The organism is Pantoea sp. SGAir0180, assembly GCF_043546245.1.
In genome coordinates, this window is the sequence record NZ_CP028071.1 from 440317 (window position 1) to 454702 (window position 14386).

10 protein-coding genes and 1 pseudogene are annotated in these 14386 nt (G+C 51.2%); 8 read left to right on the plus strand and 3 right to left on the minus strand.

What is annotated here, in order from left to right; translation table 11 throughout:
* Positions 1-590: 590 nt before the first annotated feature.
* The 5 genes and pseudogenes from C1N58_RS02145 (at position 591) to C1N58_RS02165 (ending at position 6922) form a co-directional block, all read left to right on the plus strand.
* The gene (locus tag C1N58_RS02145) at positions 591-1550 is read left to right on the plus strand and encodes a hydroxyacid dehydrogenase (protein ID WP_283785987.1); all 960 of its coding nucleotides are present in this window, start codon (positions 591-593) and stop codon (positions 1548-1550) included.
* A 4-nt stretch (positions 1551-1554) separates the two neighbouring features.
* Positions 1555-2253 (plus strand): RraA family protein, encoded by a 699-nt coding sequence (locus C1N58_RS02150; RefSeq protein WP_033739409.1) that lies wholly within the window; start codon positions 1555-1557, stop codon positions 2251-2253.
* Between the two features lie 74 nt (positions 2254-2327).
* Positions 2328-3722, plus strand: a pseudogene (locus C1N58_RS02155) (DASS family sodium-coupled anion symporter).
* Positions 3723-3735: 13 nt separating this feature from the next.
* On the plus strand, positions 3736-4899 hold the full coding sequence (locus C1N58_RS02160; protein ID WP_205955594.1) for a metallo-dependent hydrolase: 1164 nt from the start codon (positions 3736-3738) through the stop codon (positions 4897-4899).
* A gap of 139 nt (positions 4900-5038) precedes the next feature.
* On the plus strand, positions 5039-6922 hold the full coding sequence (locus tag C1N58_RS02165; protein ID WP_394564524.1) for a sigma 54-interacting transcriptional regulator: 1884 nt from the start codon (positions 5039-5041) through the stop codon (positions 6920-6922).
* On the opposite strand, the gene C1N58_RS02170 is transcribed toward C1N58_RS02165, so the two are convergent.
* Positions 6912-7817 carry a LysR family transcriptional regulator gene (locus tag C1N58_RS02170; RefSeq protein ID WP_394564525.1) on the minus strand — a complete coding sequence of 302 codons (906 nt, stop codon included), beginning with the start codon at positions 7815-7817 and terminating at the stop codon, positions 6912-6914. The two genes, C1N58_RS02165 and C1N58_RS02170, sit on opposite strands and share 11 nt — an antisense overlap.
* A 98-nt stretch (positions 7818-7915) precedes the next feature.
* Between C1N58_RS02170 and C1N58_RS02175 the strand changes: the two genes are divergently transcribed.
* A complete protein-coding gene (locus tag C1N58_RS02175; protein WP_394564526.1) occupies positions 7916-8509 on the plus strand; it encodes an NAD(P)H oxidoreductase in 594 nt (197 codons plus the stop codon).
* 334 nt (positions 8510-8843) lie between these two features.
* A complete protein-coding gene (locus C1N58_RS02180) occupies positions 8844-9857 on the plus strand; it encodes a zinc-dependent alcohol dehydrogenase family protein (RefSeq protein WP_054633276.1) in 1014 nt (337 codons plus the stop codon).
* A gap of 92 nt (positions 9858-9949) precedes the next feature.
* Here the strand turns inward: C1N58_RS02180 and C1N58_RS02185 are convergent, their stop codons facing one another.
* A complete protein-coding gene (locus tag C1N58_RS02185; RefSeq protein WP_162286412.1) occupies positions 9950-10618 on the minus strand; it encodes an ATP-dependent Clp protease proteolytic subunit in 669 nt (222 codons plus the stop codon).
* 548 nt (positions 10619-11166) lie between these two features.
* Here C1N58_RS02185 and C1N58_RS02190 point away from each other — a divergent pair.
* Entirely contained in the window at positions 11167-12507 is a 1341-nt protein-coding gene (locus tag C1N58_RS02190; protein WP_162286411.1) for an MFS transporter, read from the plus strand.
* Positions 12508-13022: 515 nt separating this feature from the next.
* Here C1N58_RS02190 and C1N58_RS02195 read toward each other — a convergent pair.
* Positions 13023-14375 carry an MFS transporter gene (locus C1N58_RS02195; RefSeq protein WP_033739395.1) on the minus strand — a complete coding sequence of 451 codons (1353 nt, stop codon included), beginning with the start codon at positions 14373-14375 and terminating at the stop codon, positions 13023-13025.
* Between the last annotated feature and the right edge of the window lie 11 nt (positions 14376-14386).

A 14386-nucleotide genomic window follows, 5' to 3' on the forward strand; every position in this document is an offset into this window, starting at 1 on the left:
TTCTATTATTAAACTTCGAGTGAAAGGCAGCGTGAATAGTGTCAAGAGAGAGGTATTTTGCAGATGACACAAACGTTGTAATGAAGATTTGTTAAAAAAATGCCCATCAAGCCTCCTGACACTGTTGCAGCATCGGTTAACACATCGGGCCTGATCGTTTTCTGTATTAGCCTGCCAGCACAAAAATGGAGGAGGTTGCTAAGCGTCTTCATTTTTTAGGTGATGCCTTAGAAAGGCACGCGTGATTAAAGCGCGTTTTTATCATACCTGTACGGATTGCAGTAATAAGAAATCTGCGTCGATGCATCCGGTGTTCATAGATGATGCGGTGTTGATGTTTAATTCGCTGTTAACGTATTCACATCTCGCATTTCAAAATGAAATCACTATCCGAATTGGGTTTTCTTTTTGAAATTCTCATTTTTTATTTCGTGAAGGATTTCACTTTTACCCCTTCACCTTCTTTTACTGACAAATAAATTAAATCCTTTCTTCTCAGACGATTGCATTATTTTTTCTGTTTTTTTATCGGGTCTGGCACGGCGTCTGCAAACAATAACGTTGTCGCGTATAACACTGGGGATAATGGCATGGCTTATAAAATTTTACTCCCACAGGAAATTATGGCGGAAGGGAGAGCGTATCTGGAGAGTCGGGGCTATGAATTAATGACGGGCTCTGGCATGGAAGAGGACGACATTATTCGTGATATTCCCGACTGTGATGGCATCATCGTTCGGCTTTCAAAAATGTCTGAACGTGTATTTAACGCCGCGAAAAAACTCAAAGTCGTCGCACGACACGGCGCGGGCTACGATACTGTCGATCTTGAGGCCGCGAAACGTCACGGTGTTGTGGTGCTGAATGCGCCGGTGGCGAACAGCATGTCCGTGGCCGAACTGGCTATTTTCTACATGCTGCACTGTTCCCGCAATTTCAGGTTGGTTGAAGAGAAAATGCTTGAGGATTACTACTGGGCAAAATTGCGCACGCCCAAAGTGGAACTGGATGGCAAAACGCTGGGATTAATTGGTGTAGGCAATATTGGCTCGCGCGTCGCTGTTAAAGCCTTACGGGGTTTTAATATGAAAGTGATTGCATACGATCCCTATAAGACGCAGGAACAAATGCCAGACGGCGTTGAACGTACAGATGATATTGACCGCATTTTCAGCGAAAGCGACGTTGTCTCTTTGCATTGCCCGACAACGGCAGAGACCCAGAATTTCGTCGGAGAAAAGCAATTTGCCATGATGAAACCGACGTCTTACTTCATTAATACTGCGCGCGGCAAACTCGTCGATGAAAAAGCGCTGTATCACGCCCTCAGTCACCACCTTATTGCCGGCGCAGGTCTGGACGTTTTAAAGAAAGAGCCCTTCGACGCCAGCGATCCGATTTTTTCACTCAGCAATGTCGTTATTGGCCCTCATATCGGCGCCGCAACGAAAGAAGCCACCGACAGAGCCTCACTTCATACCGCCATAGGGATTGATGAGGTGCTGTCGGGTAAAAAACCAACCTGGCCCGTTCCTGGCTTTGGAGAATAATAAAATGACTATTGGAAATCGTATTTATTTAAAACGTCCTGCAGGTAAGCCTGATTTACTCAAGGAATACGCGCAACTTCCCGCTGCGAATATCGCCGATACCATGAATCGTATTGCTGTGTTGGGCAACGGTATCAGGCGGATTTCTTCCCCTCAAAAACCGGTTATGGCGGGATATGCCATTACGGTGAAAGCGCGCGCGGGCGACAACCTGATGTTGCATGCCGCACTGGATATGGCGACGGAGAATGACGTTATTGTCGTATCTAATGAAGGTGACCGTTCGCGAGCCCTGATGGGCGAAATCATGGTGGCTTACGCGCATCACTGCAAGAAGATCGCTGGCATCGTGCTGGATGGTCCCATCCGCGATATTGATGCTTTGTCACAGTTGGATTTTCCCCTTTTTGCCACAGGGGCAAACCCGGCCGGTCCGTTTAAAGAAGGTCCTGGCGAAGTAAATACACCTGTTGCGGTGGGTGGCGTAGCCGTGTGCCCTGGCGATCTCATTATTGGTGATGCGGATGGCGTAATTGTTGTTCCTTTGCATGATGCAGAACCCTTACTCGAAAAAGCTAAAGCGTATGCAGCATTCGATGCGAGCAAAGTTGAAGCCGCAAAAAACGGCACGGCAAATCGTGAATGGGTCACCAAATCACTGGAAGAAAAGGGCGTTGAATTTATTAACGACGTATTTCGTTAGTCGACCAATATAATATCCATTCGCTCAAACCACGGGAGTCATGCTCTCGTGGTGATAAGCAAAGGTAAAAATATATGTTCTCTTTAAAAATCTTATTGATCGTGTTTTTCCCGGTTTTATTCTGGATCTTGCCTAACCCTGACGAGATTTCCGCCACGACCTGGCATATGGTCGGTATTTATCTGGCGATGTTATGCGGGCTGGTATTTCGGCCTTTTACGGATGCGATTATTATGCTCATTATCCTCGGCATCGCATCTGTTTTTATCGATCCCCATATTCTGTTTGCAGGTTATGGCACGGCCATGGTCTGATTTATTATCAGCGCCTTTATTATTTGTAAGGCATTCGTTATTACCGGACTGGGTAAACGTATCGCCTACATCTTACTGAAACGCTACGGCAGAAATACTCTGACACTGGGTTATCTGATGATGGTTACGGACACCGTGCTGGCTCCGGCCACCGGCTCGAATATGTCGCGCTCTGGCGGTATCGTCTATCCCATTTTCCGCAACATTGCTGAAGCGTTGGGCTCTAAACCTGACGAAGGTAGCCGCCGGATTGGTTCCTACCTGACGATTCTGATGTATGTCGTATCAATGGGAACATCCAGCTTGTTTTTAACCGGTATGGCCACCAACGCTATCACCGTGTCACTGGCTAACGAAATTATGAAGGTCGATCTGGACTGGATGACCTGGTTTAAGGCGGCCATTATTCCGGCCGGATTAGTTCTGCTGCTGTGTCCCTGGATACTTTATAAAGTTTACGCGCCTGAACTGAAAAAAATTGATAACGTCAATGAGATCGCTGAACAGGGACTGCGTGAACTCGGGCCGGTGAAGCGCGAAGAGAAACTGCTGATCGTGTTTTTTATTCTGGGCGTTTTGGGATGGATGACCGGCTCAGTAACGGGTATTCCTTTTATTCCGGTTGGCTTTGCATTCCTTGCCTGCTTGTTGTTATTTAAAGTGCTGAGCTGGGAACATGTGGTCAGTGAAAAAGCGGCCTGGCAAACGTTTGTCTGGTACGGCGCGTTCTATGGATGTGCTGTCGCGCTGTCAAAAGGCGGGTTCTACGTTTTCCTGGTGGGGGTGATTAAAAACTACCTGGATCTTTCTCATCTCAATGAATTTAGCGCAATTGGTGTGCTGATTTTTATCAGTCTTGCCGTACGTTACTTCTTTGTCTCAAACAGTGCGTTTGTCGTTTCTTTTTATCCCGTGTTGTTTACCCTCGGTATGACGACGCAGGCCAATCCAATGTACGTTGCATTGTCGTTGGCGTTTTCAGCAGGCTACGGTGCTCTCCTCACGCATTACGGTAACGGAGCGGGGGTTTTTACCTTCTCCAGTGGCTATGTGCCGCAAAAAACCTTCTGGCTGTTGGGCACAACGATGGTGCTGTTTAACGTCATTGTTTATTTCCTGCTCGGCATTCCTTACTGGAAATTCATCGGTATCTGATCGGAGGATAAACATGAAACTGGATCTTCGTATCAAAAATGGCCTGACGATAGACGGCCACGGCCAGAATTATATTCAGCGGGATGTGGGCATTATGGGGGATGTTATCGTTGATCTTACCCAGGTTGACGGCATTGAAGCTGAAACTGAAATTGATGCCGCAGGCTGTATTGTCCTTCCCGGTTTAATTGACTTTCATACTCATGTTTTTCATGGCGGAACGGCTATAAGCGTGAATCCAGACATCATTTGTTTGCCCAATGGCGTAACCAGCGTGGTTGACGCTGGTAGTAGCGGTTGGGTCAATTATGGATTGTTCCGTAACAGTGTGATCAACACGGCTACGGTAAGGATAAAAAGTTACTTAAATGTAGTAAATGTAGGCCTGTCTACGCTGGGTGGTGGGCCGACGGGATATCTGGAAAACACGAACCCGGCCAATTTTAATCGGGAAAAAATAAAGCAGGTTGTCAGCAAAAATGCAGACAATATTCTGGGCCTGAAGCTGCGCTACAGTCAGGATATTGCGAAAGGCAAACCCTACAGCAGCGATCCTTTTCTGACCACCGTTGCGCTGGCACGTGAGCTGAATACCTCGTTATGCGTGCACGTCACGGATTCCCAACGCCAGGCGGACGAACTCATCCCGCATTTCAACCCGGGTGATATATACGCGCACTGCTTTCACGGAACGGGTCACACCATCCTTAATGAGCAGGGCGAAGTGTACCCGTCGATTCAGGCAGCCCAGCGGAAAGGCGTCATCTTTGACTGTTCAAATGGCGTGGCGCATTTTGATTTTAATATTGCCCGTCATGCGATGGCGCAGGGATTTTATCCCGATATTATCAGCACGGACTTAACGCAGCGTAACAGCCTGCGTACGAATAAGGTCTACAGTCTGCTTCATGTCATGTCAAAATACCTGAATATGGGTATGTCACTGTTTGATATAGTAAAAGCGGTCACCAGCACCCCTGCCAGGCTAATGAAAATGCAGGGCCAGATCGGAACGCTCACACCGGGGGCATTTGCCGACATCGCCGTGGTTAAAATACGTCAGGAAAAAACCATTTTCGAAGACACGAGGGGCAATCAGTTACAAGGCGATCGCTATATTGATAACTGCTTAACCATCAGTCGTGGGCAGATCTGCTATCGCCGTCTGCATGTTTAATCACGCCTTATCCGTTCGCTCAGTCCTGGAATATTAATGCCAGGTAGCTTTTACGTGCCTGCACATGACGTCTGTCAATATAGGGGCAGACGTTATCTTTATACTTGTTCAGCACGTTATCGATATAATCGGACTGTTAATGAAGTTCAATGAAATTGTCATTTTCTCTGTTTCAAAAACCATTACTCAGCGTATCTCTAATGTGCTGTTTGAAAAACAGCTAGAATTACCCGTCTACGAAATAGGTTATTCAGATGTGCTGGATAAAGCGAATGAAATGATTCGCGCCGGCACCAGAATCATCATCAGTCGTGGCGGTACCGCTGCCTTACTGCGCAGCAGTCTGGCTATCCCGGTGGTCGAAATTGCACATGATTTTCAAGGCGTGAACCGTATTCTGCAGGAAGCAAAAATCAAGTCGCAGAAGATTGCTGCGGTCGGCTTTCCCCAGTTTTGCCACGCGCTTAAGCATTATCAACATATGACTCAGGATAATTTCAAGATCTGTCAGGTCTATAATCATTACGATATCGATAATGTCGTCAAAAGCCTTGCGGAAAATAATTATCAGGTCGTGATTGGCGGTCTGACCGTTGCTGAAATGGCCAAAAAATATGGTCTGAAGGTTGTAATGGGGGATACCGATAATATCTCTATTGAACAGGCCATCAACGAGGCCTTCAGCCTGTTAAAATATATTAACCAGGAAAATCTGAAGCTGGAGATAAGTCAGTCCGCGATAAATCAGTCACGGGAAGGCATTATGTGTCTCGACCCGATGGGGACTGTCGTCACAATAAACAGCAAAGGAAAAGCGCTTTTTCAGTGCCGCGTCGGGGAGAAAATATACAAAAAAGAAGGATTCAAAGACGTATACAATGCCATTATTGACGAGTCTGACGTCAGCGATATGACCCTTGAACTTGACGGTGAACGCATTTCTGTCGCGATAAAGCATTACTGTAAGCGGCAGGAGAGCTATTCAATCGTGACCGGCTGTCTGCAATCGCAAGCTCCGTGGCGAAACATGGTCAGTAAAAAGCGAAAACAGCGTGCTTTTTATACCCGTTACACCTTTGATGATATTGTTGGTGAGTCAGCCAGTATTAAGTCAGCGATCGAAAAAGCAAAGCGTTGTGCCAGCCATGATGCACCTGTCCATATTTTAGGTGATACCGGTACAGGTAAAGAATTGTTTGCTCAAAGCATTCACCAGCACAGCACCCGAAGCCACAGCCCGTTCATTGCGATTAACTGCGCGGCGATTCCTGAAAGTCTGCTTGAAAGTGAACTGTTTGGTTATGCTGACGGGGCATTTACCCAAGCCCGGAAAGGGGGCAAGCCCGGTATCTTTGAGATGGCGATGAAGGGCACCGTATTTATTGATGAAATCAGCGAGGCCCCACTCAACGTACAGGTCAAATTACTGCGTGTACTACAGGAAAAACAGTTTGTTCGCGTGGGCGGTGATGGGCTGATTGCGGCGGATTTTCGACTCATAACAGCAAGTAATAAAGATTTGAAGGCGCAGATAACCATGGGCGCTTTTCGTCAGGATCTTTATTACCGTATCAATATCCTCACACTCCGGCTTCCCGCGCTGACTGAGCGTAAAGGTGACGTTGAACCTCTTATCCGGCATTTACTTCACCAGCAGGGAAAAGACAGGGTCTTTTCGCCGGATGCGCTGGCGTATTTAAACCGTTATCACTGGCCGGGGAATATACGAGAACTGCAATCGGTCGTGTGCAGACTGGCGGTATTTCATCAGGGCGGTACGGTCGATAAATCGACCGTGATCTCGTTGCTTGAGGATGAGCAGGTACTCAATAACGTGGTGTATGAATCACCCTCTTTGGCGTGCACAGACGCTGAAACCGATCTTCTGAAAAAACAGGAGCGCTGGCTAATTATTGACGTGATGGCAAAATGCCAGGGTGATAAAACCCAGGCGGCGGCAATGCTGGGGATCAGTGCGACCACCCTGTGGCGTAAGCTAAAAGCGTATGAGATCAGCGGCTGAATGTCGACAACGGTGCCGCTTTGATATAGTCAATAAACGTCCGCAATGCCGAAGACATATACTGGCGATTAGGGTAATAAAACTGCAGGCTGGGCCGTTCCGGTAACCAGTTCTCCAGTACCGAGATCAGACTGCCGTTTGCCAGATGATCTTTCACCTGCTCGTAATAAAGATAGCCGAGCCCCGCACCCTGCAGTACGGCATCCAACTGTGAATCCATGTCGTCAAGGATGATGTTTCCGCCGGGAAGAAGCGCAAACTGGCCGTCCGGTCCGTTGAATTCCCACTGATAAATCCGGCCACTGCGATGACGAAACATGACGCACGGGTGCACGTCGATTTCGCGTGGATGCGTGGGACGAGGATGACGGGCAAAATAATCGGGACTGGCCGCGACCACCAGTTTGACTTTTGGCCCTACCGGCAGGGCAATCATGTCTTTTTCCAGCGTACTGCTCAGGCGAATGCCCGCATCAAAACCCTCTTTCACAATATCGACCAGCCTGTCTTCTGTCGTGATTTCCACACGAATATCCGGATAGCGCTGGCTAAACCCGGTGACCAGCGGAATCAGCACCAGACGTGAGGCAAGGCGCGAGGCATTGATTTTCAGCACGCCCATCGGCGTCTGGCGATAGCAGTTGGCTTCATCCAGCACCATGTTGATTTCATCGAAAGCGGGGCGTAAACGTTCAAACATACGGGCGCCGGCTTCGGTGAGTGACACGCTGCGCGTGGTACGGTTAAACAGGCGAATTTTCAGCCGCTGCTCCAGTTGCTTAATCGCGTGGCTGACTGCCGATGGCGACAGTCCGAGTTCATCACCCGCGGCGCGAAAACTGTTGTGCCGGGCAACGGCAATAAAAGTCGCGAAGTCATAGACGTTCAGTTTCATTGATGAAAATCCCTCATTAACCCGTCTCAAATCATACGATTCCCACAGCAATGTCGCGAGCGTAAGGTGCTTTCGTCAGCACAAAAATGAGGTGAACGATGAAACAACATGTCTATATCGTCTGGTCGCATCCGCGCAGGAATTCGTTAACCGCGCAGATGGTCCACAGCCTGCGCCAGCGCGCAGAGGCGCGCGGCGCCCATGTTACTGAACTGGATTTGTATCGCAGCGATTTTGATCCGGTGTTACGTGTCGAGGATGAACCGGAGTGGGGCAACCCGGATAAGCGCTATTCGCCAGAGGTCCACCGCCTGTTTGCTGAACTGGACAATCAGGACATTATCTTCTTTGTCTTCCCGGTGTGGTGGTACAGCTTTCCGGCCATGTTGAAAGGCTATCTTGAGCGCGTATGGAATTATGGCCTGGCCTATGGTGAGCAAAACCGGTTAACGGCAAAAAAGGTGCGCTGGCTGGCGCTGGCGGGCGGCTCCCATCGGTCATTTATTAAATATGGCTGGGAGAAAAACATCATCGATCATCTTTTGGGCGTTTCGGCTTATCTGGCGATCCGCGATGTGGACGTCCATTTCCTCTACAACACGTTAGGGGTTGAGGAGGCCATTCAGGATGACGTCAGCCACTATGCACAACTCTTTGAGCAAATGTATGCGGTGGTAGACAGCACGGTTTAACGCGAGGCAGGGCGCCAACAGGCGCCCTTTAACATGCTCACCCGTACAATGAACGACGCGCGGGGTGCTCTGCTTCGCAGTGCCCGTTTTGCAAGGCGCGAGCGTGCCCTTTACGGCCGTTTAGCGGGAAATGGAGGCGCGCGTTGACAGCGCTGCGGCGTTAACCACGGTGACGGTGGTCACGCCTTTAGCCCGGTCACCGTACCCTCGCGCAGGCCTGATCGTATTCCCTTTGCCGCGATCCGCTTCCTGATGACGACATTTTACAAAATCCCCCTGTGGACTATGTTAAGCAACATGTCTTAAGAAAACACATCAGGCAACGGAGAACGTAATGAAAGCAATGACCCTGAAAGCCCCTGGCGGACTGCAGAACATCCACCTGTCAGACCGAGCCGATCCGGGACAGCCGGGAAAAGGCGAAATCCGGGTTGCCATCAAGGCCAGCTCACTGAATTTCCATGACCTGGTCGTCGCGACCGGGCAATTTCCCACCGAAGATGGCCGCATACTGCTGTCCGACGGCGCGGGCGTGGTGGAAGCCGTGGGCGAGGGCGTGACCGATTTTCGCGCGGGTGATCACGTCGTGTCGACATTCTTCCCCGTCTGGCTGTCCGGCAAACCCACCGCGGACGTCGGCGGCTTTGCCCACACGCCGGGCGACGGCATTGATGGCATGGCCAGTGAATACGTTGTGCGGGCGCAGAGCGCCTTTACCCATGCGCCAAAAGGCTGGACGCACGCTGAGTCAGCCACCATTACGACAGCTGGCCTGACCGCCTGGCGAGCACTGGTGACCGAAGGCAATCTTCAGGCTAATGATACCGTGTTGGTGCAGGGCACCGGCGGTGTATCTATCGCTGCCTTACAAATCGCTAAGGCCATGGGCGCGAAAGTGATTGCCACCTCCTCTTCGGATGAGAAACTGGCGCGCGCCCGACAACTGGGCGCAGACGAAACCATTAACTATCGCACGACGCCAGAGTGGGGGAAGAAGGTGCTGGAACTGACCGGCGGCGTGGGCGTGGATCAGGTGGTGGAAGTGGGCGGACCTGCCACGCTGGGTGAGTCGCTGAAAGCGATCAAAGTGGGCGGCCACATTACCCAAATCGGCATCATTTCCGGCGATGAAGCCCGGCTGTCCATTTTGTCTGTCCTGGCGAAGCAGGTCACCATCAAAGGGGTGATCGTTGCCAGCCGACAGGATCAGATCGATTACGTGAACGCGCTGGAAGGGATGAATCAGAAGCCCGTCGTTGATCGCCTCTTCCGTTATCAGGACCTCGCCGAGGCCTTTGCCTGGCAGCAGAGCGGTTCGCATTTCGGCAAGATCTGCGTGGAATGGTGAGTCACGCGCAGTAAGGCTGGTGTGTCCGTAGAAACGGTGCCTGATGAGGGCTGAAACCAGAGCCTTCATCAGGCATCGCGGCCTGCACAGAACTAATTATTGTCGTGAATATAATAGGCCGCGTCAGCGGGCATAAAATGGCTGAGCCCGCCTGTCGCAATGCCGACAGCCATTGCGTGTTGATTATCCAGCAGCATATGGTTGTCTTCGCTGTAGGTAATTTTGTCGATTTGATCATCCGTCAGGTTGGTACAAGTGTGATAAATATTTTTAATAATATTGCGGAATCGGCTGTTAAATTCATTTTTTTCAACCAGCATATTTTCTGAAAAATCTCTGTCCCGAGCATCATGAACCGTGGGCGCATGTAATAAAAAAATCGAATCGTCCATGGTTAGCCGTTTCTTTGCGCCACAATAAATTAAGGTTGCAGAGGATTCGACGGAGGACATATTCACGGTGGTCACCGGAATGGGTGAGTCCTTCACTATCTGATAGCCCATTTTCCCGGCATCAACATCACCGCCGGGGCTGGTGAGATAAAGCTGTATCTCCGTAGCGGCTTTGTAGTTTTGCGCAATCTCGTCAATGGCGGCGGACAGGGCCATAATTTTGTTCTGCGTTATCGCGCCAGTGAAAGCAATTTTTACCGTTTTAACGGTGTTGGGTGGGCGCTTCTCGTCAACGACTTTGTTCATCGCCGCCTGTGAGGTAAAACTGGTCAGGACAAAAACGGCAGCCGCACAGAAAATATATTTCATATTAACTCCATCCTTTTTGCCCTTTAATTATCAGTGCGACATTATATCTGCAATATCTATTATCATTTTGCACGCGTTTGTTACCGCTAAAAATATATTTCAGTATTATGGCTTTTAAATGACTTTTTCAAAATAACCTGCGGCGACGCTAATTTTGTCGAAGAGGGGAACAACGAAGCCGCATCACATATGCATCTGCTGTCCGGTAAACGGCATACTGCTTTCAGTATTGTCAGCACCGCAGGGCACCGTGCTGCTTTTATCGCACGGCTCCGCTTTTCCTGGTGTTTGTACCTGCGGGCTTTCTGCGATTCTGCTCAATGCGCCATGTCCCGGGGACGCGGGGGAAGCGGGAAAAGCTCCGGCTGCGTCACATATCACACGGCAAACTGATCCCTTTTTGTGACAAGTCACACAACCTCATAACATTTGCCAGCACAGGAAAAAGTTTCGCCAGATAATGAGTGTACTTTGTACACCATAGTTTTACAGAGTAAAACATGAAGTTTACCCAGATGTAAAACCATGAACCTTCTGTGAGGAACACCATGTCTGAAAAGAGACCCAATGTGGCCATAACCTCCGATATAGAGCAGCAGACGGTAAAGCGTGTTATATGGCGCATTCTGCCGTTTCTGATTGTCTGTTATCTGATCGCTATCATTGACCGGGGCAATATCGGAATGGCGGCCCTGCAGATGAATGAAGATCTCGGGCTGACCAAAGCGGTGTTCGGCCTGGCGAGCAGCCTGTTTTTTGTGGGGTATTTTCTGTTTGAAGTGCCCAGCAATCTGGCGATGCAAAAGGTCGGGGCGAAGATCTGGATATCGCGCATTATGGTGACGTGGGGCATCGTGTCGGTCTGCACGGCCTTTGTCTCCAGTGCCGGGATGCTTTATTTCCTGCGCTTTTTACTGGGCGCGGCGGAGGCCGGCTTTTTCCCTGGCGTGATCCTCTACCTGACCTACTGGATCCCCGGTAAATACCGCGCCCGCGTCATTGCGACCTTTATGGTGGCTATCCCGGCAGCAAACTTTATCGGCTCACCGATCTCCGGGGCCATCCTGTCACTGGATGGCTGGTTTGGCTTACGTGGCTGGCACTGGCTGTTTATTTTAGAAGGCTTCCCGGCCATCCTTTTAGGAATAGCCGCCTTTTTCCTGTTAAGCAACCGCCCGGAAAACGCGACCTGGCTGACGGAAGCACAGCGCAACTGGCTCAGCACAACGTTGGCGGACGAGAATGCGAAACGTAAGGTGATCGGTCATATCTCGCTGTGGCAGTTACTGCGTCACAAGCACATCTGGGTGATGGCCTTAATCTATGCCGGTGCCTCGGCGGCAGGTTCCACGCTCAGCGTCTGGTCGCCACAATTACTCAAGTCGTTCGGACTCGACAACTTCACGACCGGTCTGGTGAACGCCATTCCTTACGGCCTGGCGTCCGTGTTGATGATCGTCTGGGGCCGCAGTTCCGACCGTACGGGCGAACGTCGCTGGCACACGGCGCTGACGCTGTTTCTTATTGCGGGTGGGCTACTGTCGGCTTTCCTGACGCAGTCGCTGGCGGGCAGCGTGGTCATTCTGTCGCTGGTGCTGATTGGCGCGTACTCCATGAAAGGGCCGTTCTGGGCACTGGCTTCCGGCTGGCTGTCGTCCAGCACCGCAGCGGCGGGCCTGGCGGCTATCGGTGCCATGGCGAACCTGATTGGCGGCGGCCTGATGGTTAACGTGTACGGGATCATCAACGAGCAGACGGGCAGTCATGCGCTGGCCATGGTTCCGCTGGCCGTGCTCTGCGGGGCGGGCGGTATCGCAGTGCTGATCATGGGCCGCAAAAGCGCGACCAGAATCGAAGCGGATCACAGCCTGTCGACCGTCAGCAAATAAGTCGCATCGCTGAAATCACTGAAGCGCCTCCGGGCGCTTTTTTTTATACCGGAGAAAAGTGAAGGTGAGGCGAACCGCAGGAATGCCGGGAAGGACCGGTGCCGGGTTCGGTTCTGCCATCCTTATCGGGCAGGCCGAGTGCTCTGATGTGGCAAGAACGCCTGTATACCGTTTCAGCCCGCTCTGCTCCATGTGCTCGCCTGCCATCGTGATGGGATACTTCCCGGAAACCGGTATCGGTTATCGGAAATACCGGGCCGCGATCAGCAGACGAACGCGAACGTTGTTGCGGTGGGAAAGACAACGGCGTGGAAAAACAGTCTGCATGCGCAGGAACGGCGGCAGGAAGGAGGATAATGGAGAAATGAAGCCGTGGGGGATAAAACCACGCCGCCTCTGATATTGGCGTGGCTTTGTGTCCATTCAGATCGTGCGTCGGGATTAGTTAACTGAGGCCATAATCCGAGGCGACATCACGCCACCCTGAATGTCGGCGGCGTGGTCGTTTTGTCCGGTCAGGTGTGACGGTAAGGGTCCTTGACGGACGCTACGCAGAAAGCTCCCAGCAGCAGCACCGCCGACACCGCCAGCAGCGCCCACATAAAGCCACCGCTGGTCTGGCGCACATAGCCAATAAGCGAAGGACCCACGAATCCGCCCAGATTACCAATCGAGACAATCATCGCCAGTCCGCCCGCCGCCGCGCTCCCTGTCAAAAAACCGGAAGGCAGCGCCCAGAATGATGCCTGAAATGCCAGGATGCCGCTCACAGTGAAACACAGCGCAAGCATTTTGAGGACGGGTTCATCAATGAGGGCGCTGCAGCCTAACGCCACTGCGGCGATCACCAGCGCCGCGCTGATCCAGCGAATACGGTGGCGGGAAGCATTCGCGCGCTGTGCCCAAAACAGCATGCTGAAGGCGCCACAGATATAGGGCAACGCGGTCAGAAAACCCGTCGCGGTGTGGCTGACGCCAAGCTGTTTGATAATCTGCGGCATCCACAAACCTACGCCAATTGAGCCGACAATACCGCAAAAGTTAATAAAAGCCAGAAGGTAGAGCAGAGGATTACGCATTGCATCCCGCAGGCTGGAACCGTGTGCCTGTTCGATCTTTTTCTGTTCATTCGCCAGCCGCCTGCTCAGCAACGCTTTTTCCGCCTCGCTTAGCCAGCCCGCTTTGGCCGGACGGTCATGTAAAAAGAACAGGCACATGACTCCAAGTATTACCGCCGGAAAGCCTTCCAGCAGCAACAGCCACTGCCAGTTGCGGATAGTGTCGTGTCCGGTAATTTGCATCAACATGCCGGATAACGGCGCACCGATAATATTCGCCACGGGAATGCCGACCAGAAAGGCGGCCGTGATTTTGGCGCGCCAGCTGCCGGGGAACCAGTAGGTAAAAAACAGGTAAATGCCCGGGGTGAAGCCCGCTTCCGCCACCCCCAGGCAGAAACGGGCAAAGGCAAAGCTGACGGGACCGGTGACGAAGGCGGTGGCCATGGAGATCAGCCCCCACGAAATCATAATGCGGGCGATCCAGATGCGGGCACCTACTTTTTGCATGATCAGATTACTGGGCACTTCGAAAAGGAAATACCCGATAAAGAACATGCCCGCGCCAAAGCCAAACTGCTCTGCTGTAATCCCTAAATCCGCGTTCATGCCCAGCGCGGCAAAGCTGACATTCGTGCGATCCAGATAACTGACCACGTAGCAGATAAAAATAAAAGGCAGGATACGGCGAAAGGCTTTGCCTGCCGCGACTTCACTTTGTTCAAAATCCGTTTGAGTCATGCCGTCATGGGACACGGGCACGTCATCCTGCTCCGTCATTGAGCGGGAAGGCGTTGAGTGCAGATTCATGGTTGTCTCCG

Bases quoted from the DNA above. Each gene is read 5' to 3' on its own strand.
- C1N58_RS02145 (WP_283785987.1), top strand. From the start codon at position 591: ATGGCTTATAAAATTTTACTCCCACAGGAAATTATGGCGGAAGGGAGA.
- C1N58_RS02150 (WP_033739409.1), top strand. From the start codon at position 1,555: ATGACTATTGGAAATCGTATTTATTTAAAACGTCCTGCAGGTAAGCCT.
- C1N58_RS02160 (WP_205955594.1), top strand. From the start codon at position 3,736: ATGAAACTGGATCTTCGTATCAAAAATGGCCTGACGATAGACGGCCAC.
- C1N58_RS02165 (WP_394564524.1), top strand. From the start codon at position 5,039: ATGAAGTTCAATGAAATTGTCATTTTCTCTGTTTCAAAAACCATTACT.
- C1N58_RS02170 (WP_394564525.1), bottom strand. From the start codon at position 7,817: ATGAAACTGAACGTCTATGACTTCGCGACTTTTATTGCCGTTGCCCGG.
- C1N58_RS02175 (WP_394564526.1), top strand. From the start codon at position 7,916: ATGAAACAACATGTCTATATCGTCTGGTCGCATCCGCGCAGGAATTCG.
- C1N58_RS02180 (WP_054633276.1), top strand. From the start codon at position 8,844: ATGAAAGCAATGACCCTGAAAGCCCCTGGCGGACTGCAGAACATCCAC.
- C1N58_RS02185 (WP_162286412.1), bottom strand. From the start codon at position 10,618: ATGAAATATATTTTCTGTGCGGCTGCCGTTTTTGTCCTGACCAGTTTT.
- C1N58_RS02190 (WP_162286411.1), top strand. From the start codon at position 11,167: ATGTCTGAAAAGAGACCCAATGTGGCCATAACCTCCGATATAGAGCAG.
- C1N58_RS02195 (WP_033739395.1), bottom strand. From the start codon at position 14,375: ATGAATCTGCACTCAACGCCTTCCCGCTCAATGACGGAGCAGGATGAC.